This window comes from Terriglobia bacterium (assembly GCA_036496425.1).
Lineage (GTDB): Bacteria > Acidobacteriota > Terriglobia > 20CM-2-55-15 > 20CM-2-55-15 > 20CM-2-55-15.
In genome coordinates, this window is sequence record DASXLG010000074.1 from 1 (window position 1) to 21,876 (window position 21,876).

The window sequence follows — 21,876 nt, forward strand, 5'->3', positions numbered from 1 at the left end:
ACTGTCGAGGACGATCACGATTCGTTCGTTTTTCCCGGTCAGCGATGGGATCTCCGGCCTCGCGATGGACAGAGCAATCAGCAGCGCAATGGTCACCGTCACCGCAATCGAGATGATCCTGCGCAGCTTTTCCCACAATGAATGCGACTGCCGCTCGTCCAGGACGCGCCGCCAGAGAATCGATGAAGAAATGAAAACCCGCCGGTGCCTGAGCTTCAGAAAGTACAGCGCGATGATGGTTCCCGCGGTCAATAAGGCAAGCACTGCCGTCTGGAGCGGGGTCAGCGTAAGGAAGTTCATTTCAGGAACCTGCCCTGCCGGAAGACCTTCAAAACCAGTTCTTCAAACGGATAGTCCGTGACGGTGCGAACGTAGCCCAGTTGATATTTTCCGCAATACGACTCGATGGCCTCGCAATGTTTCGCGTACTCCGTCTTATAGGCTGCCAGGAGCGAGGGAGTGACCGTGATTTCGCGGGTCTGATTGCTCTCCGCATCGACCAGCAGCAGCTCGCCCCGCAGCCTGGGATCGATCTCTTCATGACTGGCGATGTGGAGAACAAAGATGTCGTGACGGAAATGCCGCAGGATATCCAGGGCTCCTTCGAAGCCGTGGCCGTCGAAAAAGTCGGAAATCACGACAGCGAGGCCACGCCTCCGGGTTTCCGTGCAGTACGTCTTGAACGACGCGCGCGCGTCCGTCTGGCCGCCCGCATTGATATCGGTCAGGAAGCGGAAAATTTTGAAAATCCGTCCCTTGCCGCGCTGCGGCGGCAGTTCGGATTTGACGCCGTCCGCAAATGAGACGACATTGACCCGGTCCAGATTCGCCAGGCCGATGTAACAGAGTGCGGCCGCAATCCGGCGGGCATAATCGATTTTCGCCGGCTCTCCGTAGCTCATCGACTGGCTGCTGTCGACGAAGAAATAGATCGGCAGGTCTTCTTCTTCCTCGAACAGCTTGAGGATAAGGCGGTTCAGCCGGAGATACGCCTTCCAGTCGAGATGACGGAAATCATCGCCCGGCACATACGCCCGATAGTCCGCAAACTCCAGTCCCGTGCCACGCCGCCGGGTGCGCCGCTCCGCGCGGAGCTGGCCGGCGAACAGCCGTTTCGAAATGATATTGAGGTATTCGAGTTTCTTCATGAACTCGTCATCGAACAGCGTGGTTTGTGGGTTTGCGGTGGACATACTTAATACAGCGGACTACTTATTGGAAATTCGAGATTGAAGGTTGGAAATTGGAGATCTGCGGTACCGAAAATTTCCAATTTCAAACTTCCAATTTGAAATTTCCAATGGACTTAACTCGGTTCCGGTGTGTTCTCCAATATTCCTTTGATGACGGTGTCCGGGTCGACGCGTTCCGCTTCGCCCTCGAAATTCAGAAGGACGCGATGCCGGAGAGCGCCGTAGGCCACGGTGCGGATATCGTCGCAGGAAACGTGCAGCCGGTTATTCAGCAGAGCCCGGATCTTGCCGCCGACGACCAGCGCCTGAGCGCCTCGTGGACTGGAGCCGTAGCGCACGTATTTCATGGTCAGAGGATGCGCATATGGCGGCTGCGGGTGCGTGGCCATGGTAATGCGGATCGCATAGTCCTGCACGGGCCGCGCGATCGGAACGGCGCGCACGGTTTTCCGCATTTCCAGGACTTCACCCTGGCCGAGCACGCGGTCGACCTTAGGTTCCTGAACCTTTGTCGTGCGATTCAAAATGGTGTGAAGGCTGTCGATGGTGGGATAGTCCACCTTGAGCTTCAAAAAGAAGCGGTCAAGCTGCGCTTCAGGCAGCGGGTACGTGCCTTCCATTTCCAGAGGATTCTGGGTGGCGAGTACGAAGAACGGAGAATCGAGTTTGTGCGTCGTCTTGCCGACGGTGACACTGCGCTCTTCCATCGCTTCAAGCAGCGCCGACTGCGTTTTGGGCGTCGCGCGATTGACTTCATCCGCCAGCACGATGTTGGAAAAAATCGGCCCGGGCTGGAACTCCAGAAACTTTTCGCCCATGGCGTTTTCCTGGACGACGTTGGTGCCGGTGATGTCGGCCGGCATGAGGTCCGGCGTGAACTGAATGCGGGAAAACTTGAGATGCATGACGTCGCTCAAAGTCGATACGAGCTTCGTCTTGCCGAGTCCCGGAACGCCTTCGAGAAGGACGTGGCCGCCTGCAAGCAGACTCATGATGACGCCATCGATGATGTCCCCGGCCCCAACGATGACCTTGGAGACTTCTGTTTTGACGCGATTGAACTGTTCCTGAAACGTGACGACCTGTTGATCGATGGCGGAGCTCATTATTCTTACAACCTACTTCTTCCCGTTTGCTGCGGGCCGGATGGCCTGGAAATAATTTTTGATCAGCGGGCGATACTCCCATGGAATGCGGTCCTGATTCAGCAAATCTTTTTGCGCGGGGGTCAAATCCGATTTGACGTTCCGGTAATCCAGCATGGAGCGCTCCTGTTTGCTGATTTCCTCGAGCTTTTCCGGCTTCTCTCCGCCGTCCGACATGCCGTCCACCTTCTCCTGCTTCAATTTGACGTCGAGTTTCGTCGCTGCGCCTTCGCGCGGCGCATCGGCTCCGCCTTTGCCCGAAGGCATCAATCCGTTGCCATTGCCTCCGCCGGGAACCGGAGCGGCGTTTTGCGAGCCGTCGTTTTGCGCCGTCTGATCGGTGGGTTCGCCTTCGCCGCCATCCTGAGCCTGTCCCTGAGCATTCGGGTCGGTCTGGCCAGGCTGCGCCTTCTGGTTCTGCCCGCCCTGAGCTTTGCCGGCCTGCTGCTGTTGGCCTTTGCCGCCTTTCTGCCCGGCGCTTTGCTGACCGCGTTGTTGGAGCGAATCCTTCAGGTTTTGGAGATCCTGGCTTGCGAGGTTCTTCAGATCCTGGCTTTCGATGCGTTGTTGCAGTGCTTCCAGTTGCTGCGCGGCCCCGTCCAGACCCTGCTGCGCCGCATCCTGCTGCCCGTTCTTGAGGTTTTCTGCAGCCTGTTTGAGCATTTCTGCCAGGTCTTCGAGTCCGGGCCGCGTGTTCTCCGCGGCTTGTTCCAGGCTCTTCTGGATGTCCTTGGTCTGGCCGGCGGTATTCAAGCCAAGCTTGTCCGCAAGTTTGCGTAATTCGTCGGCGGCAAGGTTCAACTGCTTGTTCTGCATGGCCTGCGCCGCGGGATCGAGCTGCTCCGACTGCGCCAGGTCCTTCGCCATCTCTTCCAGACCTTCGTTGATGCTGGCCGCGTCGAGGTTGCCTTCCTCCAGCTGATTCTGGATGTTATCGAGCATCTGCGCCGCCTGCTGCGGGTCGATCTTTCCGTCCTGGAGCTGCTGCACCACGTCCTCGAGCCTCTGTGCGAGATCGCTCTGTTTCAGCTTTTCAGCTTTGTGGATCAATTCTTTCGTCTGTTTGACGATCGCCGCTTCCTTTTCACTCAACGCGAACGCCGGCGCCGCCTGCAGCGCGAGCCAGTTATGATTGAACGACATCGGAACGAAATTGAGCCCCACGAACAGAAGAATCATGGAGGCGGCGATAAAAGAGGTCTTGGGGATATGGCGCGGATACAGAGCGTCGAGCTTGAGGGCCTGCGCATTCCTGGCGGCGCGATGAACCTGGGCGTCGACCCAATCGGAGGGCCGCGGATTGTTCACAAACCAGAAGGCGGTTTTCAACTCGTCGTGCATGCCCGCCCGGCTATCGGCCGAAGACGCGGCATCGTTCAATGTGCCTTTCTGGAAAACCCGATAGCCGGCGTAGGCGGCAAAAAGTAGCACGCAGATGCCAACGATGGTGCTGACGGTTACCCCCGGAAGGGGGTCGAACAGGTCCCAGATTTTCACCAGCAGGAGGATGGCTCCACAGACAAGGGCCCCGAAAGTAAGCTCATTCAAGAGCCGGTTCGCCCGAATTCGCCTTTCCACCCGCTGAAGCGAGGCGACGATGATTTCCTTATCCGACATTGAATGGATAGGCTCTTTCTCTTTCCTAAACACTAAGATCCGGTACGCCTACCATACCCCAGGTAGGGCAGTAAGAAAAGACGGAATTGCCGCAGAAAGAAATGGGCGCCGGTGGCAAATCGGCGCCCCTCCTAACGGAGAATCTACAAGGAGAATCAATGTCGGTATTTGTTGAGCAATCCGGATGCCGGAGAACACTTCTGTCGAATTTCCAGACGGGTGCTTTGTTGCTTGTGGTTCCTCCATCTTTGGTTTCTAATTAACCCAAATGAAAAAGGCGGCGCTCCTCGGGTTCGTTGGAATATTTTTCGGACTCTGTGTGTTTCATTCGCGCCTGTCATCCGATGCGCAAGTCCGCGATCCCGAATTCGTCTACGCGCGCGTTCGATATCACATGACTCCCGACGCGATTTTCGTACGCGAGGTGCCCTGGCATCACGACTATCCATACAGCGATCAGCAGTTCCCCTCCGTTGTTGCCGAGGTTTCGAGTATCCGAACGTCTTCGATGGCGTACCAGATCGTCGATATCGACAGTCCCGATCTTTTCAAGTATCCGTTTGCATACCTGTGCGAGCCTGGATATCTGGAGTTGAACGCGAAGGATGTCGTCAACCTGAGAGAGTATCTCGACCGCGGAGGGTTTCTTCTCATTGATGATATGCGCACCGCGGCGTATTCCCAGCAGACCGGATTCGGACCCGAAGATGATATTCGCCATTTCCAGGCCGAAATGAAGAAGGTCTATCCGGATCGCACATTTGTCCGGCTTGACCTGTCCGACCCGGTTTTCAATACGTTCTACAAAATCAACTCGCTCGACATGATCGCGCCGTACATTTTCCCCGGCCAGAGACCGGTCGAGTTTCTGGGGCTGCGGGATCCCCACGGTAATTTGCAGATGGTCATCAACGACAACAATGACATCAGCGAATTCTGGGAATGGCTGAATGAAGGCCGCCGCTCCCTCCACGACGCTTCCAATTCGCTCGAATTCGGCATCAATTATTTGATGTATTCGTTCACGCACTGAGCCGCCCCGAACAAATGAAAGTCGTGAAGAGACTCTTCGTGGTGCTGGCCTCGTTGGCGCTGGCGACAGTGGCATCCGCGCAGAGCGCGGACGATTATCGCGGCGGTTGGCGGACGGAGGCCGGCGATCCCCACGTCTATCAGTTCTCGATCCGCGGCGATCAGGTCCGCGGCGTGTATTGCACGCGCTGCAGCGATGCGACGACGCTTGCGTTCGTTGACGGAAAGCTGGGAGCAGACGGCATCACCTTCGTGGTGACGCATGTGAAAGCGGACGGCAGTACGGCATATCAGGATCATGCGTCGGCCAGGTTCGACAAAGGGAACCTCATCATCAGCGGAACCGCCGGCGGTCCGAATGGCGGCAAGTTTCAACGAACCGTAATCAAAGATCCGCGCGGCCCCGATGGACTTCCGATAGCGGTATCGAGGCTTCCGGCAGGCAACGGCCCCGTGCCCGCGATTGCGCGGGGGGGCGGTGGTGGTGGTGGTGCAGGCGGTGGCGGCGCCGGCCGCGGAGGCTATGTTCCACCTGCGCCGTGGAAGCAACTCACCCAGACAGATGTCATTGGTGTATGGCTCGGCTTTGGCGTCGGCGTCAACAAGCAGTACTTCATCATCCGGAAGGTCGGCGGCAACCTGCGCGGCATGGTGTGCGGCCGCTGCGACAATCCGTACACCATGGCGGCGCTGGACGATTTCGTCATTAAAAGCGACACCATGACCTTTAATATCCTGCACGAGGACTGGGGGCCCGGCTCGCTGCCCTTTCACAATCAGGCTACCGTTCACGTCACGATGAACGAAATGCGCATGACCACTCAGCAGGACAACATGTCCGCGCCTGCCCAACCGCCCGGCCCGAACGCCGGGACTTCACTCCTCGGTCCCATATCTATCGAGGCGACCAGAGGTAACGATTCGCGGTGAGGCCCTGTAAGCGCGGATTTTCTGGAACGGAGCCAGATCCTGTGTCCGCGCCTCGATCTCCTTCATCGCCAGATCGTGCCGGTTCTCGATCGGTTGAGGCGCCACTGTCGGTCTCCTGAAGGGGCAGCCGCTCACTCTTGGCAGAATATTCGATATCAGATTCCGGTGCGTCAGCATTGCACCCTTCGGAACACCGGTGGGACCCGAAGTGTGAATAATGGTGGCAAGTTGGTCCGGATCGACACTCATGGCCGCCCCCTGAAAACGCCTGGACGCGCTGCCTGCCGTCCCATTTCGAGGACCGCGTTTACACGCGCCAGAACATCCTTGGCTGAGTTTTTCTTGAAAACCCAGCGTGGCTTTGATCGGTGTCGTCTGTGTCCTAGCTTTCTCCTTTCTGCGGGCCGCAGCCCGCGATTGAATTCCAGCGAACGGCATCAAGCGCAACATACCGGTTGCGGCCGCTCTGCTGAAGGCGCGATTCGCTGCTGTTCAGGAAATGCCGGAGCAACACTGCTGAATCATTAGCAGTGCTGCTCCGACCGGAATAGCACTGCTAAATCGTTTCCAACGCTGTTCCCGCGGGAGCAGTGCTGCTCCATCGTTTGCAAGACTGCTCCCACCGGAGCAACACTGCTCAATCGTTTCCAACCCTGGAAACACCACAGCAGGACTGCTGAATCTACTCCAAGACTGGAGTTCAGGCAGCAGCGCTGCTGATTCAACTCCAACGCTGGAACCGAAACAACAGCACTGTTAATCGAATTCCAGCCTTGGAAGCGCCGCAGCAGCTCTGCTGAATCGATTCCAGCGCTGGAGTCGCCAGAGCAGCACTGCCGCCTGATCCCGCTCAAACGCGACTACGTCGTCGCACCGAATTTGTTATACGATCAGCCCGGACAAGGAGTAATGGTAGGAATTTTAATGGGGGCCGCGGACGATGATGGGGGTGCGTTTTATGAGCTTCCTCCGCCGTTCATGCAGGGAACTGCTCGCGGCGATCTCACGGAATCGGGAGGCCGCAGACCAGTTCGCCGGGTTGGATTCGGGCACGGTTCGTTGCGAGGACTTCTTCCGTCCGACAATATCGCGCGGATTATGCAGGCAGGCGCGGCGGCCGGCGGTCTCTGATAAAGCAGTATGTTTTCTGTGACGTATCGTGAGGCTGACGCCAGGGACGTTGCTGCCATTGTCCGGTTTCAAATGGAAATGGCCCGGGAAACGGAGGATCTGGAGTTAGATCGCGCAACTGTTACTGGGGGAGTTTGCCGCGTATTTGAGAGCGGCACGCATGGCCGCTATTTCGTGGCAGAACGTGGGGGCACCGTGATCGCTTGCACTCTGATCACCTACGAATGGAGCGATTGGCGATGCGGAACGGTATGGTGGATCCAAAGCGTTTATGTCGTTCCGGAAGAACGCCGGCAAGGTGTTTATGCCGGCCTCTATAGCCACATCAAAGCGATCGCCGAAGCCACTCCGCGTGTGAAAGGCATCCGGCTGTATGTCGACCGGCGAAACACCCGCGCGCAGACGGTCTACACGCGGTTAGGCATGAACGGCGATCATTACCAGGTGTTCGAGTGGATGAAGACATCGGAGCAAAAAGACTGAAGGATCTCTATTTCATCAACGAGTGAATGCGTTGCCGTGTGTTACGTGCCCAAGCCGGCCTTTGTAATGTCAGGCTCGATTCCATCAGTTCGGTGATGAGCCTATCGCCGAGGATTGGAATTGCTTTGCTGGTGTTCTGCCGGACATAACGATTCTGTTGGAGGACCCAGACTTCGACTGCGCCGGCATAGCGCCACACTTCATTGACCTGGAGCGCAGCGTAAAGGGGAAACTTGTCCATGGAATCGCCTGTCACATCGATCTCGATAATCAGTTCCGGAGGAGGATCGATTTCCATGTTCAGGCGTTTCTTTCCGCGAACCCGAGCGGCATTCCGGATATAAAATGATGCGTCAGGTTCGAAGCCTCTTTTTAAGACTCCGCGCTTGAATGTCGTGGAACCTGCGGCGACGAAATCGATGTCCTGCTCCTCCAGAGCGATGATTGCAATGTACGCCAGTACTTCCTTGGCCGCATCGTGTTCAAAATGTGGACTCATGATTTCCAGAACTCCCTGGTCGTAAGCGAGCCGAGGCGAGCTCTGGTTTTCCAGGTCCTTCAGGAGACTTTCGTACGTCTCCCAACTGACGTTGGAAATGATAATGCGGTCCGTCGGGGGCGCCTTGAGCAGCACAGACATACGACTACTCTAGCGCCGGGCCAATTGGTTCGCAACGGGTCAGGAAAAAGAGGAGAAAGAGGGATAGGGAAAGAGGGATAGTGAGCAATTTCGAAATGGAAATCGCTCACTATCCCCCTTTTCCGTCCCCTGTTTTCCGCGAACACTGATCGCGCGCTGACTTACCGGAAGATCCGCTGGCTGCGGACGAAATCCGTCATTGATGACAGGGATGTAAATCCTGCTGTGGTCCAGCGTATCAGGACGCTGGATGGGTCCATGGGCAGCGACGAGATATTCGCCACGTACTGGCCCCAGGCCCGGATGTAATCCTCGACATTCGAAATGTAGAACGCATGGACGACCGCGCCATGCTCTTTCAGATATTGGGCTACGGCGCGAATCGCTTTCGGGCCGGCGAAGTCGCCGACGATCGGCACAATCAGATTCGCCTGGTGCATGGCGCGAATGCGGTCATAGTTTTCGCGCGCCGCCAGGTAACTCCAGTTTTTGCCGGCACCGTCGGTCAGCGTCATCAACGCGGCATAGCCGGGACTTCTGAAACTCGAATCGAAACTCAGCACGCCTTCGCGGGCGAAGTTCCGGTAGATCGTGCGAATTCCGCGTTCATCCCCGGCGGTGAGCGGAAAGTGGTGCCGGGTTTTCAGCCGGTCCAGGATCCCTTTCGTGTGTTGTTCGACCAGCGCCGGGTCTACCGGAGCTCCCGTGAACGTGCGGAAGATCGTTTCGATCGGACTGCCGGCGGTCAGCTGGGCCGGAGCCTTTCTCGAGAACAGGTTCGATACGAACTCCACGCGATCGGCCGACATTTCGAAGATGCTCTTGTACATCAGATGCTCGAGCATCATGTCGCGCCGGATGTCGAAAATGAAGGCGATTTTCGGTTTTAGCGCCGCGATGTACGTGAAATTCTGTTCAGGCCCCACACCAAGGTATGCCCCGCCCGTTCGCGGTGTTCTCATCAAGCCCGGCAGGACCTGCTGATACGAGACCTCGTTGGACGTGATGATTTCATACTGGAAATAGCCGCTCGGCTCGGAAAATCCGAAAATCATCTGCCAGTAGTCGGAATCGCTGAGCTGTGCCGGCAGCGTTTCTGCGGAACGCGAAACGGCCGCGGGCAGAAGAATGAGGAATGCGAGAAGCGCTGTTGCGATGACGGGCGTCCAATTGCCTCTGATCTGCATCTTGTCGCTGAGATTACCTGAAGTTGCGTCAAACGAAAAGATCCTGGAAGTGATGTGTTGCCGGCCCGAAAGCGCGGTATGCTGAGACCGCCCTGAAGCAGATGAAAAGCGAGGAACTGAACCAAACTTTCGAAAAGTTCTGGTCCGACATCCGCGGTTTCAACCTGTACGCGGGACAACCCAGCAACCGCCAGTCCGAATTGGCGGTAGCGATGGCGCGCGAGGCGGTACGGCTGGCAACAGAGGCCGCCAACGCCGATCTGCTCCTGCAAGCCCACGACATGCTGCGCTACGGCCTGACGGCAAACGAGCAGGCGGACGAAGCCCTTCCTTACTACAACCTGGTGATCGCGGGTTATGAGGCTCGTGGAAACCAGGCGAGGGTTTCCCGCGTTCGCGTTGGTTTTGTTGAGGCGCTTCTGCGCTCAGGCCGTTATGCCGATGCATTCAGCGTCGCGCATGTTGCCGAGCGATGGCTGAAGGACCATGGTGATAACGACGGATACGCGCGCCTCTGCACCGGCGTCGCGAACGCGTATTCCCGGCTGGGTCAGCACCAACGTTCCAGCGAGTACTATGCCGTCGCCGCGCGGGTGTTCGAAGAAATCGGTGATCGTGCCGCATTGGCCAAGGTATATCTGAGCCTCGCCTACGCGCTTTACCGGCTCGATCAGTACGAGCAGTCCGACGCCATGTACGAAAAGGCCGAGCAGACCGCCCGCGAAATGCGGCTGGATGCGCTCGAGGAACAGGCGAAATACAATCGCGCCTATCTTCACTATCTGCGAGGCCTCTACAGCCAGGCGCTGCAAGGCTTCTCCCGTATCCGACGGCAGCTCACGAGCAGCCCGCGTCATATCGCCTTGTGCGACCTCGACGAAGCGGAAATCTATCTTCAGCTCAACCTGCCCAAAGAGGCTGCAACGCTTGCGAGGCGGGCGATCGAAGAATGCAACCGGATCGGAATGCGCTGTGAGGAGGCGAAAGCCCGGACCTTCTTTGGCGTCGCGCTTATGCGCCTGCGGCGCTTCGATGAAGCGCTGGACATCTTTCGCGCCGCCCGGAAAGGCTTCGAAGACGAAGGCAACGACTATTGGATCGCCCTGCTCGACATTCACGCGGCGGATGTCCACCTGGCCCTCCAACATTACAACGACGCGCGATTGCTGGCGGCCGAGGCGAAGCGGCTTTTTGAAACTCTCGGAATTCCTTCCTGCCGCATGCTCAGTTTTGCCCTACTGGTCCGAATAGCGATCGCTTTGAACGACGTGACCACTGCCGAAGAACATCTCGCGCAAATGTCTGCCATCATCGATGAGACTCGCATGCCGCTCCTGGTTTTTCCCTACTACATGCTTTGCGGCCAGGTCGCCGAGATCAAGAAGGTCTGGAAAGAGGCCGAACGGGCATATCGTCTTGCGGCAGAGGATCTGGAAGAACATCATACCCGGCTGCAGCACGATGACCTCAAGGTCACGTTTCTGGAAGGCCGCAATCAGGTCTACGAAGCCCTCACCCGTTTGAATCTCGACGCAGAAGAGGAATCGGTAAGCGCCGCCTTCTCCTGGTGCGAGCGCGCGAAATCCCGGAGTCTGGTCGAACTTCTCGCGCAGAGCCTGCCATCTGTTCCTGCCCGTACCGATAACGCTCTGCTCCGGCGGATCGAGCACCTGCGTGAAGAGTTGAATGTTCACTACATGCGGTGCAAGCCGGAGAGCCGATCCCGCAAGGCTGTGAAGAATTTCGACGTGATTGTGGCGAAGGAGCGGGAAATCGCCCATGCTCTGCGTGAAACCGCCACCGAAGACTCCGAGTACGCATCGCTGCAGCAGGTCCATGCTGCAGGGCTCGAAGAGGTCCAGGAATTCCTTCCCGATCGCACAACGTTGATCGAGTACTTCATCACGCAGCAGGAACTGATTGCTTTCGTCATCTCCCCGCGTACTGCCAGGGCGGTCCGGCGGCTCGCGCTCACCGGATATGTGCGGGCGCTTTATGAGAAGCTGTCGTTCCAACTCGACAATTTTCTGCTTGGCCGGGGTTTTATAACATCGCACTCCGCACAAATTCTTGAAGTGACGACGCACTATCTGCAGGCATTACACAAGGCGCTGGTCGAACCGCTGCTGGGGGAGGTTACGACGCCACACATCGTTATCGTGCCCCACGGATTTCTTCATCACCTTCCCTTTCATGCCTTTTATGACGGGTCACGCTACCTCTGTGACCGCTTCGAGATCACATATGCGCCAAGCGCTTCTGTTCTGCGTTACTGCATAAAAAAAACCGATGTCGCGGATGCCCGGCCCCTGATCGTCGGTGTGGCCGACACCAATGCCCCGCGGGTGGACTTTGAGGTCTCGGCCCTGCAAAACATTTTTCCCGAATCCACTGTTCTTTCCGGAGAACGCGCCAACCGCGAGGGCTTCTCTCAAGCGGCCCAGCGTGCCTCATTTGTTCATGTGGCGACCCACGCGGCCTACCGCCGGGACAATCCAATGTTCTCGAGCTTCAAACTGGCAGACGGCTATGTCACGGCGCTGGATCTGTTCTCTATGAATTGCCAGGCAAACCTGGTCACACTCAGCGGGTGCCAGTCCGGTCTGGGTCAGATCGCTGATAGTGACGATCTGCTCGGACTCACCCGCGGTTTTCTTTACGCGGGCGCCCGCTCACTTCTGATGAGCCTTTGGACCGTCAGCGACGAGTCAACCGTGACTCTCATGAGCGCGTTCTACAAAGAGTGGCGGGCAGGGGCCACCAGAGCGAAAGCGCTTCAGAACGCAATGCAAACTGTTCGCGTTGCTTATCCGAATCCATTCTACTGGGCGCCCTTCGTACTGATTGGAAAGACGTGATTCCAGCGTCTTGGCGCGCTCAAAACATCTCAATATGGTTTTTACTCTGTCTCCGGATACGTATAATGCCGGTAAGGAGATGGCTGATGCAGTCGGGCGAAAAACTTGCTGAGCCGAATTTCGATGCGCGGCGGGAGCTTGCCGCGGCAATCGTGTTTGATAGTCTGACGCAACCATTTGCCGATGCCCGCGGCGCCACAGACGCCCGCCAGGTTGTCATGGGCGCCGAGGAATTCGATATCCATCTGAAGATTTCCACGAATCCTTCCCAGCATCAGATCGTCGGCCAGGTTTTTGCTCGAAACGAAAAGCAGTTTCTGAACAGCATCCGCCTGCACTTGCTGCTGGACGGAGAGCCCTTCCAGACGGCCTGGAGCGATAACTTCGGCCAGTTTCATTTCGACGACGTTCCAGCGGGTGTGTTCCGCCTTCAGATTTGTTTGCCGCAGCTGACGATCGTTGGTGGAATAACGATCGATGAACAGACCTGAACGACGTTCGGGATGCGTTGACCTCTGATATAGAACAGGAAGATACATGCAACTCTTTTTGATTTTCTTGTCTGTTCTGTTGATGTTCGTGTCCGTGATCACATATCGGCAAAGCAGGAAGGCGAGAGAGAGTGAGGAGCGCTTTCGATCGCTGCTGGACGTCGCCCCGGCCATGTTGTGGAACTCAGATACGGATGGGCGCTGCACGTTCTTCAATAAATCGTGGCTGGATTTTACCGGGCTGTCTCTCAAAGAACAAGCGCAGCTGGATTGGGTTGGACGCATTCACCCCGAAGATCGCGAACGCTGCGTCACCAACTATCTCTCCGCGTTCAATTCGCGGCAGAAATTTACCGCGGAGTACCGGCTGTTGAGTAACGAAGGCGTTTACCGCTGGGTGCTTCAGAGCGGCGTACCGCGATACTCGGACGATGGTGCTTTTCACGGTTACGTCGGCAGCCGTGCCGACATAACCGATCGAAAAGAGGCGGAAGAACATTCGCGGAGACTGAGCACCCTGCTGGTTAACGCACAGGAAACCGAATGCAGCCGCATTGGAAATGAGCTTCACGAGGATCTCGCACCGAAGCTTTGCGCCTTTTCGATCGGTCTGAGCCGTTTTTCCCGCGACTGCGGCGAAAACCTCAATCTGGCCGCCGGCCTGAACGACCTGCAGCAACGGTTAAGGGAGCTTTGCGGGGACGTCGTGCACCTTTCGCGTCAACTGCGCCCGGTAACTGTGGAAGGGCTGGGGTTACCGGCCGCTTTGCGCAATCTGTGCCGGCAGGCCACAGATAGCGAGTGCGCTGTTCTCTTTGTGCAGGACGAAGACATGCCTCCGCTTCCCCAGAACGTATCCCTGTCTCTGTATCGGGTCGCTCAAGAATCGTTACGAAACGCTCTGACTCACAGCCGGGCCACCGACATCAAGGTCGAGCTCAGCGCATCGGCAGCAACCGCTCGACTTTCGGTGAGAGACAATGGATGTGGCTTCGTCGTGGGACTCCATGCGAATCCGGGACTGGGGCTCGCTGACATGTCCGAGCGCATGAGACGCTCGGGCGGCGTTTTCACCATCATCTCCAACCCGGGCGAGGGAACTACGGTAATAGTGACAATGCCCCTGGCCCAGGCGATGATGGCTACTTCGGCTTAACGGGTTTGGTACCGAACACAAGTGGTACGGGAAGGTTCAACAGGGGCACCGAAAATGGCGGCCGGCGCCCCTTGAGGATCAATCCAGGAAGCCCGCAGTGCTTTCGGGCATGATCCTCGGTTCCAGCTGTTCGACGCCAACCTCGACATCCTCGCCCTCAAACCCCCTGATAATAACCAGTCCAGCCGTTGACTGACCAATATACGGTGTGTTCATGGTGCTGATCCTTTCTCGTGATGGGCAGCACGCCAGCACCATGCGCGCCACCTTGTTCACCCCAGCACATTTTCAGGGCACTCCCCGTTTTTCTACGGAGTATGATGTTCAGCTTAAATCCCATGCAAACTACAACCGGAACCTCCAGAACCGCCGCCGAGGAATTCATCGAATCGTCGCGGGTGTTTTTAAAGCAGGATTTCCTGCCGAAGCTTCTTCATTGCCTTGAAGACATGACGGAGGCGGACATCTGGTGGCGTCCCAATGAGCAGTCGAACAGCGCGGGCAACCTGATTCTCCATCTCTGCGGGAATCTGCGGCAGTGGATTCTGAGTTCCTTAGGCGGTGCGCACTTCGAGCGTAATCGTGACGCCGAGTTCGATGAGAGACGGCCATGCCCGAAGCAGGAATTGATCGCCGCCATCAGCGAAACCATTGACGCCGTCGATCGTGTTCTGGGGAGTCTGCCGCAGGAAACGCTGCGCGAACGGTTTTCCGTGCAGTCTTATGAGTCCTCCCGCCTACAGGCGATCTATCACGTGGTGGAACATTTCAGTTACCATCTGGGACAAATTCTCTACATTTATAAGATGCGGACGGGGCGGGATCCGGGCTTCTACCGGCATCTGTCACGTGGGCTCTCACACCGTGACAAACCAGGCGGCGAACATCCAGCCTTGGACGAGCGCGGCAAAAAGAGCGGCGGCGACGGGATTTCGGACGTGCCGGCCGACGAGGCCGGTAGCAATCCATAGTGTCAGCCAGAATACGAGAAACAATCCGAGAAGAAGGACGATGAAGGCGGACTGCCGATTCAGCAACAGGACCCCGGTCGCGATCGAAGCGGCGATCAAGGTCCGGGTCACAACTGCGATACCGGCATTCCGCCATCGGGCACCAATCTCTCGCGTTATCGTTTCGTCGAACAGATAGAGCGGGAATGACGCTGCGGAAATCACGAGAAAACGCCACCAACGCCCATCCGAAAGCGACATGTGAATGAAATGGGAACCCGCGATCAAACCCAATAACACGATAACGAATGCCGACGCCATGATGGCCTTGACGATTGCCTTCGGATCGCCGGAGGGCAGCTGTTTCTTCGCCGTAAGAATCGCAACCAGCACGACTCCGGCAACGAAGAAGAAACTCACTAGGTAATCCATCGCGAACAGCCGGACAAAGCGGAGGACCACGACATATTTCTGCACGACCACCGCCGCTCCCCCCGCGACGACGTAGCACAGAACCACATCGGCTTTCGAAAAGGGAAGCGTTTGCGCGATCGCCGGACGTTTCGGAAGCAGCACGATCCCCAGAGTGCTTGCGGCCGCGAACATCAAGCCCAGCCATGCGAGCCGCCGGCCGGTGCGCAGCTTGTCAGGATCGCCGCCCAGCCACTTCACGATCTCGCGGATCTGGTCCGGCTTCATAAGCGCTGATGAGTGCATGCCCCAGGTGAATTTCCGCCATTCCGCACCATCCAGATGGGGTGCGAAGGCATTGACTGCGGGGATGTCCCAGGTTTCGCTCGTGACGAGTGTGTTTTCGAACTTCAGATCATTTACTGCCGTAGTGCCGGGCGATATCAGAACGAGTTTCCGGAATTTCGCGTGGTGCGCCAGATCGATCAGGAGCGACGCGCCCATCGAGTGGCCGATCGCAATGTCCGGATTAAGAAGGGACACGGCCTGGTCGAGAACTCTGTCGGCCAGCACGGCATTGAAACCGACGTTCGAATCTCCATGGCCGGGCAAGTCGATGGCATAAGCCTCAAATCCCGCATCGGCAAGGGCAGCGCAGAAAATCTGCATGAAAGCCTTGTTCGAATTCAGACCATGCACGACCAGAACGCGCGGCGCCGCTTGCGCACCTGAAAAATAGCGGAAGTAGGGAGTCGGCGGCTGAGTTGGCAGTGTTCCTGTCTCCCGGCGCGGTTCCAGGGCGTCAGTTCGCATGATGCTCAAGGAAAAGAGGACCACTGCCAGTCCGCCTATCCAGAGCCGTAAATGAAGCCGGGGTGCGTTTCTCAAGCCTTCATTCTAGCCTGCGCCTTGTACCGTCCGCGCCGGATCTGCCATACTTCGCAAAATTGGACATTCAACCTGACGAAGCACGAATCCAAAACAGAAACCCAGATAGGAGAATTTCATGAGCCTGCGAACCACGCGTTTTATTTTTCTCATAACATCGATTCTCATCGCTTCCATGCTTCGCGCCCAAACGGCGCCGGCTCCCGCGCCCGCCTACGGCATGCCCATCGCTGTCGACGCCGCCAGGAAAGTCGCTGCTGCCGCCGTTGCCGAAGCTCGAAAACACAGCTTCATGATGGCGGTGGCTGTCGTGGATACTGCGGGCAATCTCGTCTACTTTGAAAAAATGGACGGCACGCAGACAGGCAGCGTCAACGTCGCGATCGAGAAGGCACGCTCCGCGGCGCTGTTCAGACGGCCAACCAAGGTGTTTCAGGACGCTGTGGCCCAGGGCGGTATCGGGCTGCGCATGCTTGGCCTTCCTGGAGCGGTGCCGGTTGAAGGCGGTATTCCGTTAATGGAAGGCGGGAAGGTTGTCGGCGCGATCGGAGCATCGGGTGGCACCAGTGTCGAAGACGGGCAGACCGCGCAGGCCGGAGCCAACCTCATGAAGTAGGGAAGAGAACAGCCACAAGAGGAACATGGCTTGTGAGCGACCCCCTGCCGCCGCGCTTGCGGCGGCTGTCACCCTGTATCAGGGGGACAGTAACTCCCCCCTGATACAGGGTGATACAGGGGCAGCCTTCTGAACAAGCTGATTTGCGTAAAGGTGCGTATTGGACAGTAACTCTCCCCCTGATACAGGGGGAGAGCCGCGAAGCGGCAGGGGGTCGCTCACAAGCCCTGTTCCTTTTTTCTCTAATTCTTTGTCGAAATTTTCTCGCCAAGCGGAACCTGGGCGACAATCTTCAGTCCGTAGGCCTCAAGCGCCACCAGCTTTCGCGGATGATTCGTCAGGATCCGCATGGTGCGGACATTCAGCGCTGCCAGAATCTGCGCTCCGATACCGTACTCACGCTGTTCGCCGCGCAATCCGATGGTCTCGTTCGAATCGCTGCCGTGCTTGCCATGGAACTCCAGCAATGCGCTGCTGTCGCGGGTGCGGCCCATCTCATTCAAATAGAGCAGGATTCCGCGCCCGGCATCCGCGATCGTCTGCATCGCCCGATCCATCTGTTCATGGCAGCGGCAGGCCGGCGATCCGAAAACATGCCCCGTCAGGCAGTGCGTCTGCACACGAACCAGGACATCCTCGCCGTTCTCGATGTTGCCGCGAACGAGGGCAATATGCGTCTGCTGATCGAGCATGCTGTCGAAAACGAACATGCGGAAGTTGCCGTGGGGAGTCGGTAAAGTCGTCTCGCCATACTTGCGGACGAAACGCTCGGTACGAAGCCGGTAACGGATCAGGTCGGCGACGGTGATGACCTTCAACTGGTGGCGTTCGGCGAACTCCGCAAGGTCCGGAATTCGCGCCATGGTTCCGTCTTCTTTCATCACTTCGCAAATCACGCCTGCAGGATTCAGTCCCGCTGCGCCAGCAAGATCGACGGCCGCTTCCGTTTGGCCTGCGCGAATCAGCACTCCACCGTCGCGCGCTCGAAGCGGGAAAATGTGGCCCGGCCGCGCCAGATCGTTGGGTTTGGTCTTCGGGTCGATGGCGGTAAGGATGGTTTGAGCGCGATCGAACGCTGAAATCCCGGTAGATACGTTGCGGCGGCCTTCGATCGTGACGCAAAATGCCGTTCCGTAAGGCGATGTATTGCTGTGATCCGAGACCATGAGCGGAATATGCAAATCGTCCAGCCGCTGCCCCGTCATCGAAAGACAGATCAAGCCGCGGCCGTGAGTCGCCATGAAATTGATGGCGTCCGGCGTGACCTTTTCCGCAGCGATCATCAGGTCGCCTTCGTTTTCGCGGTCTTCATCGTCGACGATGACGACCATACGCCCTTCCTGAATCTCGTTGATCGCTTCTTCAATCGTTGCGAATTGCATTCGTTCTGCTCAAAAGGTTCTCGACGTACTTGGCCACGATGTCGAATTCCAGGTTCACCGGATCGCCCGGCCGGGCCGCTCTCAAATTCGTATTTTCGAATGTGTGCGGAATTATTGCGACCGAAAACGTGTGTGGAGCCCGTAACGAAGCCACCGTCAGGCTGATCCCGTCGACTGCAATCGATCCCTTTTCGACAATATAACGTCCGGCTGAAGCGGAATATTCGACGGCTAAATCCCAGGCATCACCCTCCCGGTTGAACTGCGCGAGGCGGCCCAGGCCATCCACGTGTCCCTGGACGATATGTCCGCCGAAACGCGCGTCGGCCCGCATGGGACGCTCCAGATTCACGATGGAGTGCGAAGCGAGTTGGGCGAGGCTCGTACGATCCAGGGTTTCACGCGACATTTCGGCCGAGAAGACATCCCCGGAAATAGTGCGCACCGTCAGACAGACGCCGTTGACGGCGATGCTCGAACCAAGCTTCAAATCGTCGAAAACGCGGCCGCCTCGAACGTAAATGGCGCGGAAGCCGCCGGTGTCCCGGGTTTCGACAACCTCGCCGATTTCCTCAATGATGCCTGTGAACATATGCAGTCAATACCAGATCGGGACCCGCATGCGCGACGGACCAGTCCTGCAGCGGAACAGCGTCCGAGAGACGCTGCACGCCTTCCCCGCCAATCCCGGGAATTTCCCGGCCGCCCAATATCCTGGGCGCTACAAAGACCACCAGTTTATCAATGATCCCGCCCGTTATGGCGTTGAAAGCCAGATCCGGCCCGCATTCCAGGAGAAAGCTCTGGATCTCTCTCGCATACAGTTCGGCGGAAAGCTGTTCCAGCGAGCCGCGGAAGAGCAGGGCATCCGGAAACCCGGAGATGCGTCCGCGCCGGTCGAGGATCACTCGCAACAGCGGTCTGCGGCGCGGCAGCGCGCTGCGATCCGTCAGTTGAGGCTTGTCGGTGAGGACGGTTCCGCTGCCGGTGATCAGGGCGTCGCAGCGATGCCGCAGCCGGTGAACGAGCGCGCGGGATGCTTCGGAGGTAATCCAGCGGGACTCGCCGTGGCGCGTGGCAATCTTGCCGTCGAGAGTCATCGCGATCTTTAGAATGCCGAATGGGCGCCGCTCCGTCTTGCAGGTGATGAATGCCTCATTAAGTTGCTGGGCTTCGCGCTCGAGCAGTCCGCATTCTACGGCGATGCCGGCCGCGCGAAGCATAGCCAGACCTTGGCCGTTGACGTCAGGATTGGGATCCGGCATGGATGTAACGACGCGCGCCACGCCGGCGTCGATCAGCGCTTGCGCGCAAGGCGGGGTTCGTCCGTGATGCGAACAGGGTTCGAGATTCGTATAAACGGTCGAGCCGCGAGCGGCGGCGCCTGCCTGCTCGAGAGCGATGACTTCGGCGTGCCGGACGCCGTCGTAGGTATAGAACCCTTCGCCAGCGACGCGTCCTTCTTTCACGATAACCGCGCCAACCATGACTCCGGGGCTCGTCAGTCCTGCGCCTTTTTCGGCCAGCTCGAGCGCACGGCGGATGTAGGCTTCATCATTCATTCTTCACTGTATATTCTATGGATTCCGCCCGGGTTCCGCAGGGTTCAGGCTTCGGCTCCGGCTGCGATCAGGTCTGCAGGCATCTCGCGCTGTTTCATCTCAGGCCATTCGCGGCTGCTGTCATACCAGGCAGAAATTATATTTTCGACCGCCTGTGTGCTTTTTGCGTCGATGAATGCCTGGCGGACTTCATTGCTCATGGGATGGAGGGCGGCGTACGAGATCCCGAATTTCCGGAAGACGCCGCCGGCATATGCGGCGCCGTGAAGCTTCAGCGTTTCGGCAAATTGAAACTCGATGGCGTCGCGCTGTTCGGCCACCGATGGCGGCGAAATCGGGTTTCCTTCGAACAGTGCGCGGCATTCACGGAAGATAAATGGATTTCCGATGGCTCCGCGTGCGACGGTCACGCCATCCACCCCGGTCTCATTCATCATTCGGTAAACCGCCGCTGAAGTAAACAGGTCTCCGCTGCCAAGGATCGTGTGCGATCCGGCGTGCCGCTTCACGCGCGCAAGGAAATCCCAGTCGGATGGTCCGACGTAGCGCTGCTTGACCGTGCGGCCGTGGACCGTGACGGCCGCCGCGCCGAGTTCGAAGGCGCCGTCGAGGATCGAGAAAAACTTTCGCTCGCTCTCTGCCGAGTCGTCGAATCCACGCCGCATCTTGAGAGTGACAGGCCGGCGGCGGTCGACACTGTCGACGACTGCCTTGACGATCGCGAGCGCAGTCTCCGGCTCGCTCAGCAGAAATCCGCCGCGGCATCGGCCAAGGACCTTCTTAACGGGACAGCCGAAATTGATATCGATCAGGTCATAACCCGCCTCGACCAGATCATTCGCCGCCTCGGCGAACTGCTCTGCGCGGCTTCCCATGAGTTGTCCGCCGATCGGGTGGTCGTCGTTCCCGATCTCGAACAGCCGCGCCCGGAGCTTCCCCTTAAGGATGACCAGTTCATCGAGGACCACCTCGGCCATGGCAAATTCTGCACCGAAGCGGCGGGCGACAACACGCATCGGCCGGTCTGAAAAGCCGGAAAGCGCGGCTTGGATGGCGGGCAGCGGAATCTTGAGAGAACCAATCGTAAGCACGGCGTATTATAAGCCCTTCGAAGCACAAACTCTCAAGGTTCGACGGCACAAACAACGGGATATGAGGTGGCCGGGATGCGCTTAGTTTGAACCTCTCCCGCCGCCCCGGCCCTGTCCGCCTCGGCCCTGTCCGCCGCGAGCACCGCCACCGCGTCCGCCGCCGCCGCCCCCGAAACCCGGATACGGCTTCGGATTGACGATCAGACGGTCGAGGAACAGATCGATCGAGTGCGCCATGACTTCAACCGCGTCGAGCGCGGCGTTATCGAACGCGTGAGCTGCGCCCTGGATCGTCGTGATCGACGTGGGAACGCCGGCGGCGGTGAGCTTCGTGAAGAAATCGAGGCTCGAAGTCAGTGGCACCGTCGTGTCGGCCGTACCGTGAATGAAGATCGTCGGCGCGAAGGTCTTGCCGATGTATTTGGCGGGAGACGCAGCGTCCATCATTTTCGTGCGCTCTTCCGCGCTCAGGTTGGTGGGGAACAGGCTTCCTGCGGTCTGCGTGCTCGCGAGCGGATAGACGCCGATGGCCGCCTGCACGTTCGAACTGACGCCCGCGTTGCCGCCGTTGCCCTCGAACTCGGCCATGCCGTTGGTTCCGGCCGCCAGCAGTGAGAGCAGGCCGCCGGCGGAGTAGCCGGCAATAGCGATCTTGTCGGCGTCGATGCCGATCTTTGCTGCGTTCGCGCGCACCCAGCGGATCGCGGCCTTCGTGTCATAAATTTGCGCCGGCCACAAGCCCTGACCTGTCAGGCGATAGTTCGCGGAAATGCCGGTGTAGCCGAGACGCCCCAGCGCCCGCACATCGTTGACGATGTAACCCGCATTCTTGTTGCCGGTGAAAAAGCCTCCACCGAACAGATGAATGATGCCCATCCGTTTCGGTGTTACGCCCTGGGGCGGATGGTAGACGTCGAGCAAGAGATCGATGTCGCCGCCTTTGCCAAAGACAATGTCTTTATCCACGCGCAAGTCGCCGGTGTTCTGAGCCTGTGCCGCGAAGGCCGGAAGACCCCCCAGCGCAGGAGCCGCCATGAGCGCGCCCGTCGCTTTTACAAAACTGCGTCTGTTGATTTGCTTCATCTTTATCATCTCCTCCCTGTACAGCTTTCG

22 protein-coding genes are annotated in these 21,876 nt (G+C 58.0%); 9 read left to right on the forward strand and 13 right to left on the reverse strand.

The annotated features are described in order from the left end of the window. The 4 genes from VGK48_05290 to VGK48_05305 form a co-directional block, all read right to left on the reverse strand. A partial coding sequence (locus tag VGK48_05290) for a BatA domain-containing protein (GenBank protein HEY2380578.1) occupies positions 1-300 on the reverse strand: 300 nt, incomplete at its 3' end. Continuing rightward, complete coding sequence (locus tag VGK48_05295; protein HEY2380579.1) at positions 297-1,193, reverse strand: DUF58 domain-containing protein; 897 nt, start codon at positions 1,191-1,193, stop codon at positions 297-299. The genes VGK48_05290 and VGK48_05295, both read right to left, overlap by 4 nt. A 113-nt stretch (positions 1,194-1,306) precedes the next feature. Next, positions 1,307-2,299 carry a MoxR family ATPase gene (locus VGK48_05300; GenBank protein ID HEY2380580.1) on the reverse strand — a complete coding sequence of 331 codons (993 nt, stop codon included), beginning with the start codon at positions 2,297-2,299 and terminating at the stop codon, positions 1,307-1,309. 12 nt (positions 2,300-2,311) lie between these two features. Further along, positions 2,312-3,955: a hypothetical protein gene (locus VGK48_05305; GenBank protein HEY2380581.1), complete on the reverse strand. Its 1,644-nt coding sequence runs from the start codon at positions 3,953-3,955 to the stop codon at positions 2,312-2,314. 268 nt (positions 3,956-4,223) lie between these two features. Between VGK48_05305 and VGK48_05310 the strand changes: the two genes are divergently transcribed. Continuing rightward, entirely contained in the window at positions 4,224-4,988 is a 765-nt protein-coding gene (locus VGK48_05310) for a DUF4159 domain-containing protein (protein HEY2380582.1), read from the forward strand. A 23-nt stretch (positions 4,989-5,011) separates the two neighbouring features. Beyond that, positions 5,012-5,917 carry a hypothetical protein gene (locus tag VGK48_05315; protein HEY2380583.1) on the forward strand — a complete coding sequence of 302 codons (906 nt, stop codon included), beginning with the start codon at positions 5,012-5,014 and terminating at the stop codon, positions 5,915-5,917. Here VGK48_05315 and VGK48_05320 read toward each other — a convergent pair. Further along, positions 5,864-6,367, reverse strand: a complete 504-nt coding sequence (locus VGK48_05320) for an AMP-binding protein (GenBank protein ID HEY2380584.1) — start codon at positions 6,365-6,367, stop codon at positions 5,864-5,866. The genes VGK48_05315 and VGK48_05320 overlap by 54 nt on opposite strands. 459 nt (positions 6,368-6,826) lie before the next feature. Here VGK48_05320 and VGK48_05325 point away from each other — a divergent pair, with 459 nt between their 5' ends. Then, the gene (locus VGK48_05325) at positions 6,827-7,048 is read left to right on the forward strand and encodes a hypothetical protein (GenBank protein ID HEY2380585.1); all 222 of its coding nucleotides are present in this window, start codon (positions 6,827-6,829) and stop codon (positions 7,046-7,048) included. Positions 7,049-7,057: 9 nt separating this feature from the next. Then, on the forward strand, positions 7,058-7,531 hold the full coding sequence (locus VGK48_05330) for a GNAT family N-acetyltransferase (GenBank protein HEY2380586.1): 474 nt from the start codon (positions 7,058-7,060) through the stop codon (positions 7,529-7,531). 7 nt (positions 7,532-7,538) lie between these two features. On the opposite strand, the gene VGK48_05335 is transcribed toward VGK48_05330, so the two are convergent. Beyond that, positions 7,539-8,171 (reverse strand): Uma2 family endonuclease, encoded by a 633-nt coding sequence (locus VGK48_05335; protein ID HEY2380587.1) that lies wholly within the window; start codon positions 8,169-8,171, stop codon positions 7,539-7,541. Positions 8,172-8,332: 161 nt separating this feature from the next. Further along, complete coding sequence (locus VGK48_05340; GenBank protein HEY2380588.1) at positions 8,333-9,358, reverse strand: hypothetical protein; 1,026 nt, start codon at positions 9,356-9,358, stop codon at positions 8,333-8,335. A 101-nt stretch (positions 9,359-9,459) separates the two neighbouring features. Between VGK48_05340 and VGK48_05345 the strand changes: the two genes are divergently transcribed. The 4 genes from VGK48_05345 (at position 9,460) to VGK48_05360 (ending at position 14,834) form a co-directional block, all read left to right on the forward strand. Continuing rightward, positions 9,460-12,216 carry a CHAT domain-containing tetratricopeptide repeat protein gene (locus VGK48_05345; protein ID HEY2380589.1) on the forward strand — a complete coding sequence of 919 codons (2,757 nt, stop codon included), beginning with the start codon at positions 9,460-9,462 and terminating at the stop codon, positions 12,214-12,216. An 86-nt stretch (positions 12,217-12,302) separates the two neighbouring features. Next, entirely contained in the window at positions 12,303-12,707 is a 405-nt protein-coding gene (locus VGK48_05350; protein ID HEY2380590.1) for a hypothetical protein, read from the forward strand. A gap of 46 nt (positions 12,708-12,753) precedes the next feature. After that, positions 12,754-13,863 carry a PAS domain S-box protein gene (locus VGK48_05355; protein HEY2380591.1) on the forward strand — a complete coding sequence of 370 codons (1,110 nt, stop codon included), beginning with the start codon at positions 12,754-12,756 and terminating at the stop codon, positions 13,861-13,863. Between the two features lie 338 nt (positions 13,864-14,201). Beyond that, entirely contained in the window at positions 14,202-14,834 is a 633-nt protein-coding gene (locus VGK48_05360) for a DinB family protein (GenBank protein ID HEY2380592.1), read from the forward strand. Here VGK48_05360 and VGK48_05365 read toward each other — a convergent pair. Next, positions 14,721-16,037, reverse strand: a complete 1,317-nt coding sequence (locus VGK48_05365; protein HEY2380593.1) for an alpha/beta fold hydrolase — start codon at positions 16,035-16,037, stop codon at positions 14,721-14,723. The genes VGK48_05360 and VGK48_05365 overlap by 114 nt on opposite strands. 193 nt (positions 16,038-16,230) lie before the next feature. Between VGK48_05365 and VGK48_05370 the strand changes: the two genes are divergently transcribed. Continuing rightward, a complete protein-coding gene (locus VGK48_05370) occupies positions 16,231-16,728 on the forward strand; it encodes a heme-binding protein (GenBank protein HEY2380594.1) in 498 nt (165 codons plus the stop codon). A 242-nt stretch (positions 16,729-16,970) separates the two neighbouring features. Here the strand turns inward: VGK48_05370 and ribB are convergent, their stop codons facing one another. The 5 genes from ribB to VGK48_05395 all read right to left on the reverse strand — a co-directional run bounded on the left by ribB (position 16,971) and on the right by VGK48_05395 (position 21,846). Beyond that, positions 16,971-18,110 carry a 3,4-dihydroxy-2-butanone-4-phosphate synthase gene (ribB, locus tag VGK48_05375; protein HEY2380595.1) on the reverse strand — a complete coding sequence of 380 codons (1,140 nt, stop codon included), beginning with the start codon at positions 18,108-18,110 and terminating at the stop codon, positions 16,971-16,973. Then, positions 18,091-18,702: a riboflavin synthase gene (locus VGK48_05380; GenBank protein ID HEY2380596.1), complete on the reverse strand. Its 612-nt coding sequence runs from the start codon at positions 18,700-18,702 to the stop codon at positions 18,091-18,093. The genes ribB and VGK48_05380 overlap by 20 nt, the downstream gene beginning before the upstream one ends. Next, positions 18,683-19,672 carry a bifunctional diaminohydroxyphosphoribosylaminopyrimidine deaminase/5-amino-6-(5-phosphoribosylamino)uracil reductase RibD gene (gene ribD, locus VGK48_05385; GenBank protein HEY2380597.1) on the reverse strand — a complete coding sequence of 330 codons (990 nt, stop codon included), beginning with the start codon at positions 19,670-19,672 and terminating at the stop codon, positions 18,683-18,685. The genes VGK48_05380 and ribD overlap by 20 nt, the downstream gene beginning before the upstream one ends. A gap of 44 nt (positions 19,673-19,716) precedes the next feature. Continuing rightward, positions 19,717-20,763 carry a tRNA-dihydrouridine synthase gene (locus tag VGK48_05390; GenBank protein HEY2380598.1) on the reverse strand — a complete coding sequence of 349 codons (1,047 nt, stop codon included), beginning with the start codon at positions 20,761-20,763 and terminating at the stop codon, positions 19,717-19,719. Between the two features lie 81 nt (positions 20,764-20,844). Then, positions 20,845-21,846, reverse strand: a complete 1,002-nt coding sequence (locus VGK48_05395; GenBank protein ID HEY2380599.1) for an alpha/beta hydrolase — start codon at positions 21,844-21,846, stop codon at positions 20,845-20,847. Between the last annotated feature and the right edge of the window lie 30 nt (positions 21,847-21,876).

Coding starts and splice junctions, on each gene's coding strand:
- VGK48_05350 (HEY2380590.1), top strand. CDS start 12,303: ATGCAGTCGGGCGAAAAACTTGCTGAGCCGAATTTCGATGCGCGGCGG.
- VGK48_05325 (HEY2380585.1), top strand. CDS start 6,827: ATGGTAGGAATTTTAATGGGGGCCGCGGACGATGATGGGGGTGCGTTT.
- VGK48_05295 (HEY2380579.1), bottom strand. CDS start 1,193: ATGTCCACCGCAAACCCACAAACCACGCTGTTCGATGACGAGTTCATG.
- VGK48_05330 (HEY2380586.1), top strand. CDS start 7,058: ATGTTTTCTGTGACGTATCGTGAGGCTGACGCCAGGGACGTTGCTGCC.
- VGK48_05340 (HEY2380588.1), bottom strand. CDS start 9,358: ATGCAGATCAGAGGCAATTGGACGCCCGTCATCGCAACAGCGCTTCTC.
- VGK48_05335 (HEY2380587.1), bottom strand. CDS start 8,171: ATGTCTGTGCTGCTCAAGGCGCCCCCGACGGACCGCATTATCATTTCC.
- VGK48_05320 (HEY2380584.1), bottom strand. CDS start 6,367: ATGTTGCGCTTGATGCCGTTCGCTGGAATTCAATCGCGGGCTGCGGCC.
- VGK48_05355 (HEY2380591.1), top strand. CDS start 12,754: ATGCAACTCTTTTTGATTTTCTTGTCTGTTCTGTTGATGTTCGTGTCC.
- VGK48_05370 (HEY2380594.1), top strand. CDS start 16,231: ATGAGCCTGCGAACCACGCGTTTTATTTTTCTCATAACATCGATTCTC.
- VGK48_05380 (HEY2380596.1), bottom strand. CDS start 18,702: ATGTTCACAGGCATCATTGAGGAAATCGGCGAGGTTGTCGAAACCCGG.
- VGK48_05365 (HEY2380593.1), bottom strand. CDS start 16,037: ATGCGAACTGACGCCCTGGAACCGCGCCGGGAGACAGGAACACTGCCA.
- VGK48_05310 (HEY2380582.1), top strand. CDS start 4,224: ATGAAAAAGGCGGCGCTCCTCGGGTTCGTTGGAATATTTTTCGGACTC.
- VGK48_05395 (HEY2380599.1), bottom strand. CDS start 21,846: ATGAAGCAAATCAACAGACGCAGTTTTGTAAAAGCGACGGGCGCGCTC.
- ribB (HEY2380595.1), bottom strand. CDS start 18,110: ATGCAATTCGCAACGATTGAAGAAGCGATCAACGAGATTCAGGAAGGG.
- ribD (HEY2380597.1), bottom strand. CDS start 19,672: ATGAATGATGAAGCCTACATCCGCCGTGCGCTCGAGCTGGCCGAAAAA.
- VGK48_05360 (HEY2380592.1), top strand. CDS start 14,202: ATGCAAACTACAACCGGAACCTCCAGAACCGCCGCCGAGGAATTCATC.
- VGK48_05305 (HEY2380581.1), bottom strand. CDS start 3,955: ATGTCGGATAAGGAAATCATCGTCGCCTCGCTTCAGCGGGTGGAAAGG.
- VGK48_05345 (HEY2380589.1), top strand. CDS start 9,460: ATGAAAAGCGAGGAACTGAACCAAACTTTCGAAAAGTTCTGGTCCGAC.
- VGK48_05300 (HEY2380580.1), bottom strand. CDS start 2,299: ATGAGCTCCGCCATCGATCAACAGGTCGTCACGTTTCAGGAACAGTTC.